At 72.4% G+C, this 10182-nt stretch carries 9 protein-coding genes; 4 read left to right on the top strand and 5 right to left on the bottom strand.

What is annotated here, in order from left to right; all coding sequences use genetic code 11:
* On the bottom strand, nucleotides 1-1251 hold a 1251-nt coding region (locus tag AB0O67_RS34135), incomplete at its 3' end, for a M14 family zinc carboxypeptidase (protein WP_365458875.1).
* A gap of 134 nt (nucleotides 1252-1385) precedes the next feature.
* Here AB0O67_RS34135 and AB0O67_RS34130 point away from each other — a divergent pair.
* Together AB0O67_RS34130 and AB0O67_RS34125 are read left to right on the top strand one after the other, a co-directional pair.
* Complete coding sequence (locus AB0O67_RS34130; RefSeq protein WP_365458872.1) at nucleotides 1386-2180, top strand: EI24 domain-containing protein; 795 nt, start codon at nucleotides 1386-1388, stop codon at nucleotides 2178-2180.
* On the top strand, nucleotides 2177-2791 hold the full coding sequence (locus tag AB0O67_RS34125) for a LysE family transporter (protein ID WP_365458869.1): 615 nt from the start codon (nucleotides 2177-2179) through the stop codon (nucleotides 2789-2791). Before AB0O67_RS34130 ends, AB0O67_RS34125 begins: the two co-directional genes overlap by 4 nt.
* Here the strand turns inward: AB0O67_RS34125 and AB0O67_RS34120 are convergent.
* Nucleotides 2763-4040 (bottom strand): pyroglutamyl peptidase, encoded by a 1278-nt coding sequence (locus AB0O67_RS34120; protein ID WP_365458866.1) that lies wholly within the window; start codon nucleotides 4038-4040, stop codon nucleotides 2763-2765. The genes AB0O67_RS34125 and AB0O67_RS34120 overlap by 29 nt on opposite strands.
* A 116-nt stretch (nucleotides 4041-4156) precedes the next feature.
* Nucleotides 4157-4732: a TetR/AcrR family transcriptional regulator gene (locus AB0O67_RS34115; protein ID WP_365458863.1), complete on the bottom strand. Its 576-nt coding sequence runs from the start codon at nucleotides 4730-4732 to the stop codon at nucleotides 4157-4159.
* A gap of 122 nt (nucleotides 4733-4854) precedes the next feature.
* Here AB0O67_RS34115 and AB0O67_RS34110 point away from each other — a divergent pair, with 122 nt between their 5' ends.
* The gene (locus tag AB0O67_RS34110) at nucleotides 4855-7308 is read left to right on the top strand and encodes a glycoside hydrolase family 3 C-terminal domain-containing protein (protein ID WP_365458878.1); all 2454 of its coding nucleotides are present in this window, start codon (nucleotides 4855-4857) and stop codon (nucleotides 7306-7308) included.
* Between the two features lie 79 nt (nucleotides 7309-7387).
* On the opposite strand, the gene AB0O67_RS34105 is transcribed toward AB0O67_RS34110, so the two are convergent.
* On the bottom strand, nucleotides 7388-8356 hold the full coding sequence (locus AB0O67_RS34105) for an aldose epimerase family protein (RefSeq protein WP_365458860.1): 969 nt from the start codon (nucleotides 8354-8356) through the stop codon (nucleotides 7388-7390).
* 10 nt (nucleotides 8357-8366) lie between these two features.
* Entirely contained in the window at nucleotides 8367-9257 is an 891-nt protein-coding gene (locus AB0O67_RS34100) for an SGNH/GDSL hydrolase family protein (protein WP_365458857.1), read from the bottom strand.
* Nucleotides 9258-9504: 247 nt separating this feature from the next.
* Here AB0O67_RS34100 and AB0O67_RS34095 point away from each other — a divergent pair, with 247 nt between their 5' ends.
* Nucleotides 9505-9999 carry a DUF3145 domain-containing protein gene (locus tag AB0O67_RS34095; RefSeq protein WP_365458854.1) on the top strand — a complete coding sequence of 165 codons (495 nt, stop codon included), beginning with the start codon at nucleotides 9505-9507 and terminating at the stop codon, nucleotides 9997-9999.
* Nucleotides 10000-10182 lie beyond the last annotated feature (183 nt).

Below are 10182 nucleotides of genomic sequence, written 5' to 3'. Positions count from 1 at the left end.
CTGGTCGGCGACCAGCGTGCGGCGCTTGTCCCGCACGTAGTCCAGGGTCGCGTCGAGCGCGGCACCCGCGACGGCCATGTTGACCGCGGACCGGCGGCGCAACTCGGCCTGCGGCAGGGAGTCGTAGGCGCTGTTGTTCACCTGGAGCGGGATCTCCACCGTGTGCGCGGCGACCGCGCCGTGGAAGGCCCCGTACTGCGGGGTGAAGACGGGCGGCCAGTCGTCCCAGCCCTCCTCCTGGTCCCGGAACGGGATCTGCGCGGGCTCGACGCCGTCCTTCGCGGGCGTGTGGCCGAGGCCGTTGACGGCGGCCTCCATGCCGAGGGCGTTGGCGTAGGTGTGCTTCAGGAAGAGGTCGTACTCGTAGTTCTCGCCGTGCGGCGGGGTGGTGGGCTCGATGAGGGTGCCGTTGACGTAGCCGTGCAGGTCGAGCAGGACGGCCGGCTGCTTGTCGACCATGATCTGCCGCATCGCCCGCGCCTCCGGCTGGGAGGCGGTGACGAGGTCCCGGTTGAGGTCGAACCCGCTCGCGTTCGCCCGGGTTCCGGCGATCCGGCCGTCCGGGTTGGCGGTGATGTTGAAGTACAGGCGGCTGTGCGCGAGCAGATCCCTGGTGCGCGCGTCGTCCGCCGTCGCGAGCCGTTCGACGAGCTTCAGGGAGGCGTCGGTGCCCTCCCACTCGTTGCCGTGGATGTTGTTGTTGAAGAACACGGGCGTCTTGTAGGAGGACCTGACGCGCGGGTCCTTCGCGGCCGTGGCCGGCGCGTTCTCGATGAGCTCGCGCAGCCGCGTCTGCTCGCGGGTCTGACGGGCCGTCTCCGGGGCGGTGACGGTGACGAGATAGAGCCGGTGGCCGCCGGCCGAGCGCCCCGCGACCTCGACGCTCACCCGGTCGCCCAGGCGCTGCAGCGCGTTCAGCTTCGGCGCGATGGCGTGGTACGGGGTGAGGCCCAGCTTGAGGGACTTGTCGCCCGGGTTCACGGGGTCCGCGGGGAGCTGCTGCTCGCGCGGGTAGCCACGGGAGGTGTCCGACAGATCGGGAAGGGGCTCGGCGAACGCCTGACGGGCGGTGCTCGCCGGGGACTTGGCGGGACTGGAGTCGAGGGCGAGGCCCTCCGTGTCCGCCCTGGTGACGGCGTCGTCGTCCGCGCCTGCCGGGCCGGGGACGGCCAGCAGGAGCGAGCCGGCCGTGCCGAGGGTGAGGGCGGCAATCAGGACGGTTCTCGCAGAGGTCGTTCTCGTGATGCGCACGCGTACCTCCTCCGGGGTTCCTGAGATCGGTACGGCGAGGTGTACCTGTTCGACTCAACCGCAACAAGGGGGTCTTGGTGTCGCCGAAGCCCGCCGTTGCCCCGGATGGCGCACGCCCCGATAAAGTTCCCCCCATGCGTGATCTCGGGGTGGGTTTCGGTTATCTCCTGAAGGGCCAGCGATGGGTGGCCCGGCACGGCAAGAAGTACGGCTTCGGGCTGCTTCCCGGCCTGATCACCCTTGTCCTCTACGCGGCGGCCCTGGTGGCGCTGGCGTGGTGGGGCGAGGACCTCGTCGACTGGTCGACCCCGTTCGCCGACGACTGGTCGAGCCCCTGGCTCGGCCTGTTCCGCGGCTTCCTCACGGCCGTCCTGTTCGCCCTCGCCCTGCTGCTGGCCGTCATCACCTTCACCGCCGTCACGCTCCTGGTCGGCCAGCCCTTCTACGAGGCCCTGTCCGAGTCGGTCGACCGTGACGTCTCCCCGGACGGCACCGCGCCCGTCTCGGGCCTGCCCCTGTACCGGGAGTTGTGGATCTCGGCGCGCGACAGCCTGCGCGTCCTGGCCCGCGCCGCCGTGTGGGGCGTACTGCTCTTCGCCCTCGGCTTCGTCCCGGTGGCCGGCCAGACGGCCGTTCCTGTGATCGGCGTCTTCGTCACCGGTTTCTTCCTCACCGAGGAACTCACCTCCGTCGCCCTTCAGCGCCGCGGCGTCGAACTCCGTGACCGGCTCGCCCTCCTGCGCTCCCGCAAGACCCTGATCTGGGGCTTCGGCACACCCCTCGCTCTCGCCTTCCTCGTCCCCTTCGTCGCCGTCTTCATGATGCCGGGCGCGGTCGCGGGCGCCACCCTGCTCGCCCGCGACCTGCGCGGCGAGGAGATCGCCGAGGGGGCCCTGAAGAAGGACGGTGACCGGGAGGTCACCCGGTGACCGAGGTGCTCGCCGTCGCCGTCATCACCGTCCTCGCGGTGATCGCCCCCGGCGCCGACTTCGCGATGGTCGTCCGCAACAGCTATCTGCACGGCCGCCGCACCGGCCTGCTCGGCGCGGTGGGCGTGGCCGCCGGGGTCCTGGTGCACGTCACCTACACGATGCTCGGCGTCGGTCTGCTGATCGCCTCGTCCACCTTCCTCTTCACGGTCATCAAGCTGGTCGGCGCCGCCTACCTCGTCCACATCGGCGTGCGCACCTTCCGCAGCCGGGGCGAGCTCCAGGTCGACCTCGAGCAGGCCGGTGGCCTCACCCCGTTCGCGGCCCTGCGCGCCGGCTTCCTCACCAACGTCCTGAACCCGAAGACGACCCTCTTCGTCGTCTCGACCTTCGCCCAGGTCGTGGGCCCCGGCACACCGATTGCCCAGCAGGTGGGCTACGGCCTGTTCATGTCGCTGGCCCACCTGCTGTGGTTCGGCGTCGTCGCCGTCTTCTTCTCGCAGGACCGGATGCGCACCCTGATGCTGCGTGGCCAGAAGGTCCTCAACAAGGTGATCGGAGCCGCCCTGGCCGGCCTCGGCGTCAGCCTCGCGTTCGCCCCGGCGCACTAGTGTCGACGGCGGCCGTCACGATCGCCCGTACCTGCGCGATGATGTCGAGCCGGTTGCGGAGGAACTCGGGGTCGGTCACCTCCGTGGTGTTCCCCGCGGCGAACTGGAGTACCGGCGTGTGCACATGCCCGCCCGGCAGCGTGCCGTGCAGCCCCAGCCGGTCCCGCAGCAGCGTCGCGCGGTAGGCGATCTCGTTGGAGAGGTAGTCTCCGCCGCCGCCGGCGCGTGCCGTCGACCCGGGGGTCGGCCCGTCCGGCCGTACGACGGCCTCGGTGCCGCCCGCCGGGATCTCGGTCACGGAGGTGTTGTCGTACACGGGGAAGCGCCCGGTGCCGGCCGCCACGATCGCCGCGTACGGCAGCGTCGTCGACGTCCACTGCGGCTGTGAGGCCGGGTCGGTGACGGGGATCGTCTCCGTCCGGCCGATGTTCTCGTTGTCCGCGAAGCCGCCGCGCCAGGCCCCGTTGGTCCGCTCGATGTCGAATCGCCCGACCCGGCCCTGACTCACCGTCGTGAAGAGATCGACCTTCGGCAGGTACGGCCGCAGCGTCCGCTCCACCACGCCTTCCCCGGAGCCGAACGCCTGGGAGGTGCCCCCGGCGAAATCCCGCCAGCGCACCGGGAACACGGCGGTCTCCACCCGCGCCGGCCCGTCCGCGGTCCGGATCACCGTGCCGTCGAGGGCGAGCGCGGTGGCGCCGGACGGATTGGAGATCCGCACGTCCCGGTCCAGGGTGAACGGGTCGAACCCGGTGACCAGGATCCGCTTCATGCCCTTGCCGCGCGACGGGTAGGCGATGTCGTCCTGCCCGCGCGAGGTCCGCTCCAGCGCGTCCAGCAGCGCCGTCCGCTGCCGCTCACCCAGCCCGAACGCCGGCTCCCAGCCGCGCACTTCCCGTGTCATGCCCAACCGGGCCCAGTACAGCGGCCGGTCGTCGTCCCGGCTGAGGTCCCCCGCGGCCGGCCCCCGCCCCTGCGCCCGTTCCACCGCCCGCCGCCACAGCGCCGCCCCGTCCCGTACGACGATCCGGCGGGCCTGCCCGTAGGACCGGGCCCCGTTCAGCGCCTCGGCGAACTCCGTCGCCACCGCGTCGAATCCGGACCGCCGCAGGATCTCCTGCGGCGCGGCCCGCTCCAGCCGCTGTTCCTCGACCGTGACCGCCGGCCGCGCCGACGCGGAGGCGGGGGCCACGAGCCCCGCCACGAGGGCACATCCGAGAACGCCGATACCAACACGTAGGGATTTCAAGGGGACTCGGGTCCTTCCGTCGCAGTGGGGTGCGGGAACGGCCGCAGTATCCCGTGACGGAAGAGGTCCACGCCATGGTGTGTGACGGACGGGCGCCCGCGGCTGCGGTCACACCGTCACTTCTCGCCCAGCATCGCCAGGAAGTCCCGGAACGCCCCCGGCATGTCCACCGACTCCGGGTCCAGCAGCCACTGGTACTGGAGCCCGTCCATCACCGCCACCAGCAGCGGCGCGGTGCGCTCCGGCGTGAGCCCGTTCGGCAGCCGGTCGCCGTACTCGGCGCGCAGCACGTCCGCCATGCTGTCCCGCACCCGTGCGTACCGTTCCGTGAAGTAGGCCCGCGCCGGATGCCCCTCCGTTACGCTCTCGCCGAGCAGCGCGGAGAAGGTCTGGATGATGGCGGGCCGCATCGTGTTGTACTCGACCAGCGACGCCAGCAGCTCGACCCGCCACCGGCTGTCCGGCACCGCGTCCCACTGGTCCCGCTCCTCCAGCACGGCGACGAGCAGCGCGTCCTTGGTCGGGAAGTGGTGCAGCAGCCCCTGCTGGGTCAGCCCCACCCGCTCCGCCACGGCGGCCAGGCTCGCGCCCCGGTATCCGCGCTCGGCGATCACTTCCAGGGCGGCCCGGACGATCTCGGCCCGCCGTTCCTCGCTCCTGACCCGCCCGCTCATGGCGTCACCGTACGACATGGACCCCGTCGAAAGATAACGGAGAGATAACGAAACCTACCGGTCACCAGGTGGCCGATGCACGATGGGAGCACCGCACGGCCGTCAGCGACCGCACGGACTTCAACGAGGAGGCACACCCCATGGCGGGATCCCCGCGCACCACCCCGGCCGACCAGGCCCGTGAGGCAGCCGTCGAGGCCGCCCTGGGCAAGCTGGACCTCGACGCCAAGGCGCGCCTCCTGGCCGGCCAGGACTCCTGGACCCTGCCCGCCCTCCCCGAGATCGGCCTCGGCTCCCTCGTCATGTCCGACGGCCCGATCGGCGTACGCGGTGTGCACTGGACCGCCGAGGACCCGTCCGTCGCCCTGCCCTCGCCCACCGCCCTCGCCGCCACCTGGGACCCCGCCCTGGCCCGACGGGCCGGCACCCTGCTCGCCCAGGAGGCCCGCCGCAAGGGCGTCCACGTCCTGCTCGCCCCCACGGTCAACCTGCACCGATCCCCGCTCGGCGGCCGCCACTTCGAGGCATACAGCGAGGACCCGTACCTCACCGGGCGGATCGGCGGCGGCTACGTCCAGGGGGTGCAGTCCGGCGGCGTGGCCACCACCGTCAAGCACTTCGTCGCCAACGACGCCGAGACCGACCGCTTCACGGTGGACAACGTCGTCGGCGCACGCGCCCTGCGCGAGCTCTACCTCGCGCCCTTCGAGGCGATCGTCGAGAACGCCCACCCCTGGGGCATCATGACCGCCTACAACTCGGTCAACGGCACCACGATGACGGAGCACGACCACCTCGTGAACGAGGTCCTGCGCGGCGAGTGGGGCTTCGACGGCATCAACGTCTCCGACTGGACCGCCGCCCGCTCCACCACCGGTGCCCTCGGGGGCGGCCTCGACATCGCCATGCCCGGCCCGCGGACCGTCTACGGCGAGGCCCTCGCGCGGGCCGTGCGGGACGGCAGGGCCGAGGAGGCGAAGGTCGACGACGCCGTGCGCAACGTCCTGCGCCTCGCCGCCCGGGTCGGCGTCCTGGACGGCGCCGACCCGGTGGTCGCCGACCTTCCGGCCCCCGTCGACGGCACGGCCCTGGCCCGCGAGATCGCCCGCCGCTCCTTCGTCCTGGTCCGCAACGAGGGCGCGCTGCCGCTCCGGCCCGGCACGGTCGCCCTCATCGGCGCCGCCGCCCGCGACGCCCGCGTGCTCGGCGGCGGCTCCGCCACCGTCTTCCCCGACCATGTCGTCTCCCCGCTCGACGGCCTCACCGCCGCCCTCCCCGAGGGCTCGGTGCGCTACGCCGTCGGTGCCGACCCGAACACCGAACTGGCCGTCGCCGCAAAGGGCTTCACCCTGCGCGCGATCTGCCGCGACGCGGACGGCGAGATCACCGGCACGGCCTTCGCCCCGGACGGCCAGATCCACTGGATGGGCACCGACCTCCCCGAGGGCGTCACCCCCGACCGCCTGAGCACCGTCGAACTGACCGGCACCTTCACCCCGCGCGACACCGGCACGCACACGTTCGGCCTGAAGGGCGTGGGCGCGTTCACCCTCACCGTCGACGGCACCACGTACTACGACGACGTCCAGCGCCCCGCCAAGGACGGCGACCCCTTCGGCGCCTTCTTCGGCGCCCCCGTCCCGCGCGCCGGGGCCGAACTCACCGCGGGCGAGCCGGTCGAGGTCTCCCTCACCCACGTCATCGACCTCCCCGAGGGCGTGCCCCTGAAGGCCGTCACGTTCGCCCTCGCCCACCAGGAGCCCCGGCGCGACCCCGACGAGCTGATCGCCGAGGCCGCCCAGGCGGCCCGCGCCGCCGACACTGCCGTCGTCGTGGTCGCCACCACCGAACGCGTCGAGTCCGAGGGCTTCGACCGCGCCGACCTGCGCCTGCCCGGCCGCCAGGACGACCTGGTGCGCGCCGTCGCGGCCGCCAACCCGCACACCGTCGTGGTCGTCAACGCCGGCTCCCCGGTGGAGCTGCCCTGGCGCGACCAGGTGGCGGCGGTGCTGCTGACCTGGTTCCCCGGCCAGGAGGGCGGCGCCGCCCTCGCCGACGTGCTCACGGGGGCGCACGAGCCGGGCGGCCGGCTGCCCACCACCTGGGGCCCGCTGGCGGACGCCCCGGTCACCCAGGTCGCCCCCGTCGACGGCGAACTCCCTTACAACGAGGGTGTCTTCATCGGCTACCGCGCCTGGGAGAAGGAGGGCAGGACACCGACGTACCCCTTCGGCCACGGCCTCGGCTACACCCAATGGGCGTACGAGTCCCTGGAGATCGACGGGACGACGGTGCGGGTCCGCGTCCGCAACACCGGCGAGCGCCCCGGCCGCGAGGTCGTGCAGCTGTACGTCGCCCCCCGCGGTCCCGGCGCCGACTCCGGAGCCGAGCGACCGGCCCGCTGGCTGGCCGGCTTCGCGGGCGTCGAGGCGGGGCCGGGGGAGAGCGCCGAGGCCGTCGTCGAGCTCCCGCGCCGGGCGTTCGAGATCTGGGACGAGGCGAGCGGGGCGTGGTCTTTTGTGAAGGGTTCGTACGAGATCCAGGCGGGCCGCTCGATCGCGGACCGCAGGATCACGCTGACGACTACTGTCTGATCCTGGACGATTCGTCCCGCAGAGCAGCCCCGGTCCGGGACCTGACATCCGGGCCGGGGCTCAGGGGGCCCCTGCGGGCTCAGCGCGCCGAGAAGCCGTACACCGTCTCCGAGCGGAACACCTCGCCCGGCCGCAGCACGGTGCTCGGGAACTCCGGACGGTTCGGCGAGTCCGGGAAGTGCTGCGTCTCCAGCGCGACACCGTCCCCCGGCGCGAACGGCCCGCTCAGGTGCTCGGCGGTGTAGAGCTGAAGCCCCGGCTCGGTGGTCGCCACCGTCAGCACCCGCCCGGACGCCGGGTCGGACAGCTCCGCGACCTCCACCGGCGTGCCGGTCACGCCCTTGTCGAGGACGAAGTTGTGGTCGTAGCCGGAGCCGGTCTTGCGGACCGACCGGAAGTCGAACCGGGTCCCCTCGACCGGGGCGATCCCCGTGGGGATCGCGTCGCCGTCCACCGGTGTGTAGCGCCCGGCGGCGATCCGCAGCTCGTGCCCGCCCGCGTTGCCGGACCCGCTCAGGTTCCAGTAGGAGTGGTTCGTCAGGTTCACCACGGTCGGGGCGTCGGTGACGGCCTCGTACGCGATCCGCAGCGCGCCGGTGGTGTCGAGAAGGTAGGTCGCCGAGACCTCCAGCCGCCCCGGGAAGCCCTCCTCGCCGTGCCGGCTGACCCGGCTGAGGTGTACGCCGTGCTCGACCGGCGTCACGTCCCACACCCGCTTGTCGAAGCCGCGCTCACCGCCGTGCAGCGAGTTCGGCCCGTCGTTCTGCGCGAGGGCGTAGGTCAGTCCGTCGAGCGGGAAGCGGCCGCCCGCGATCCGGTTGGCGTAGCGCCCGACCAGGGCGCCCAAGTACGGCCCGGGGTGCTCCAGATAGCCGTCCAGCCCGGCGAACCCGAGGACCACGTCCGCCGTCCGCCCATCCCGGTCCGGCACCTGGACCGACTGCACGATCCCGCCGTACGACAGCACCCGCACCCGTACGCCCGCGCGCTCCAAGGTCCAGCGATGCACGGCCGTACCGTCGGAAAGTGTCCCGAAGTGTTCGCTCATGAGCGGAACTTTAAGGCTTGTTGCCGGTGACCTTCCGGTAGGCGATCTCCGCCAGCCGCGCCTGACCGTCGGTGCTCGGGTGGAACCAGTCCCAGTGGCTCAACTGCGCGGTGCCGAAACGGTACTCGTACACCGCGCCGCCGTCGTAGCGGCAGCGGTCGTCCGCCCCGCAGACCTCCGCCAGCACCGCGTTGTAGTCCTCCACCCGCTGCTGCACCGTCGCCCGCCGCTCGTTGGCCGCCGCGTCCAGGGCGTCCGCGTCGCCCAGCATCGACGGGCAGATGCCCAGTTTCCAGACCTGCTTGCCGAGCGGATTCGTACGGCCCTCGGACCACAGCCGCATCAGGTTCGGAATGCTCGCCACATACACCTGGGTCTTGGGCAGAGCCTTGCGCAGTGTGCGCAGCGCGTCCTGGAAGTCGGCCCGGAAGTCGTCGACCGGCGTCATCGCCGATGTCGAGGACCGGCAGGCGTCGTTCGCCCCCGTCATGACCGTCACGAGCTCCGGTCCACGCGCCGCCGCCCGCTCCATCTGCGTCGGCAGGTCCGTCATCCTGGTGCCGCTCTCCGCGTGGTTCCAGCTGTGCGTGGCCACCCGCGCGCTCCCCAGCAGCCGTACGGCGAGACTGTTCACCTCCGCGCTGCTGCCGGTCGCCCAGGACACCTCCGGGCAGTCCGACAGCACCAGGCACGTGTTGAAACCCCGGGTGATGGAGTCACCGACGGCGGCGATCGAGGCGGGACTGGCGTCCCACACCACCTGCGGAGCCGCCTTCCGATGCCGGCCCAGGCCGGCCTCGTCCGGCGCGTCGCCGCCCACGACGGTGCAGCCGCTGAGTCCCACCACGGCCGCCGTGAGCACGGCCACCATCGTCCGCACCCGCTGTCCGGTATTGCGCATCGTCCGCCTTCCCCCTCGCTCTCCTTCTCCCCTCCATGACAACCGGGAGGGTCCCCGCCCGCGCGCTGGGCAACGGGTTACGCCCGTACAAGCGTCCCCATGGGTGAATGGCGGGAGTTTCCGAGCCCTGGGACCGACGGTACGTCACACTCCTCGCTCCGCCGCACGGTAGCCTCGCCATCAACGAGGCCGACCGGCCACGACCGCCCTGCCAGCCGCAACACGCCCGCTCAGCCCGGAGGTCCCGGTGACGACACGTGGAGTCCTGTACGTGCACTCCGCGCCGCGCGCGCTGTGCCCGCACGTCGAGTGGGCCGTCGCCGGGGTGCTTGGCACGCGCGTCAACCTCGACTGGATCCGGCAGCCCGCCGCGCCCGGCACCTGGCGCTCGGAGTTCTCCTGGCAGGGCGAGCCCGGCACGGCGTCCCAACTCGCCTCCGCGCTGCGCGGCTGGCACCTGCTCCGCTTCGAGGTGACCGCCGAGCCCTGCCCCACCGCCGAGGGCGAGCGCTACAGCTGCACCCCCGACCTGGGCATCTTCCACGCCGTCACCGGCATCCACGGCGACATCCTCATCCCCGAGGACCGCCTGCGCGCGGCCCTGGTCCGCGCCCAGCAGGGCGAGACGGACCTGGAGGCCGACATCGCCAAACTCCTCGGCAAGCCCTGGGACGACGAACTGGAGCCCTTCCGCCACGCGGGCGAGGGCGCCCCGGTCCGCTGGCTCCACCAGGTGGTCTGAGGCGCCCTCAGGTGACGCCCTGAAGGGGCGCGGGCAACTGCGCGACCCGCCACCCACCATCACGTCCCACGAACGGCGATGGCCCGAACCCCGCAAGGGGTTCGGGCCATCGCCGTAAGGCAGGAATCAAACCGTCCGGAACGCCAGCACCACGTTGTGCCCACCGAACCCGAACGAGTCGTT

This window comes from Streptomyces sp. NPDC086077 (assembly GCF_040686175.1).
Classification (GTDB): domain Bacteria; phylum Actinomycetota; class Actinomycetes; order Streptomycetales; family Streptomycetaceae; genus Streptomyces.
The sequence above is the reverse complement of the archived record's forward strand: the minus strand, read 5'-3'. Positions and strand labels throughout refer to the sequence as shown.

What these genes read in the sequence shown, in the direction of transcription:
- AB0O67_RS34130 (WP_365458872.1), top strand. Translation starts at nt 1,386, where the DNA reads ATGCGTGATCTCGGGGTGGGTTTCGGTTATCTCCTGAAGGGCCAGCGA.
- AB0O67_RS34115 (WP_365458863.1), bottom strand. Translation starts at nt 4,732, where the DNA reads ATGTCGTACGGTGACGCCATGAGCGGGCGGGTCAGGAGCGAGGAACGG.
- AB0O67_RS34110 (WP_365458878.1), top strand. Translation starts at nt 4,855, where the DNA reads ATGGCGGGATCCCCGCGCACCACCCCGGCCGACCAGGCCCGTGAGGCA.
- AB0O67_RS34105 (WP_365458860.1), bottom strand. Translation starts at nt 8,356, where the DNA reads ATGAGCGAACACTTCGGGACACTTTCCGACGGTACGGCCGTGCATCGC.
- AB0O67_RS34100 (WP_365458857.1), bottom strand. Translation starts at nt 9,257, where the DNA reads ATGCGCAATACCGGACAGCGGGTGCGGACGATGGTGGCCGTGCTCACG.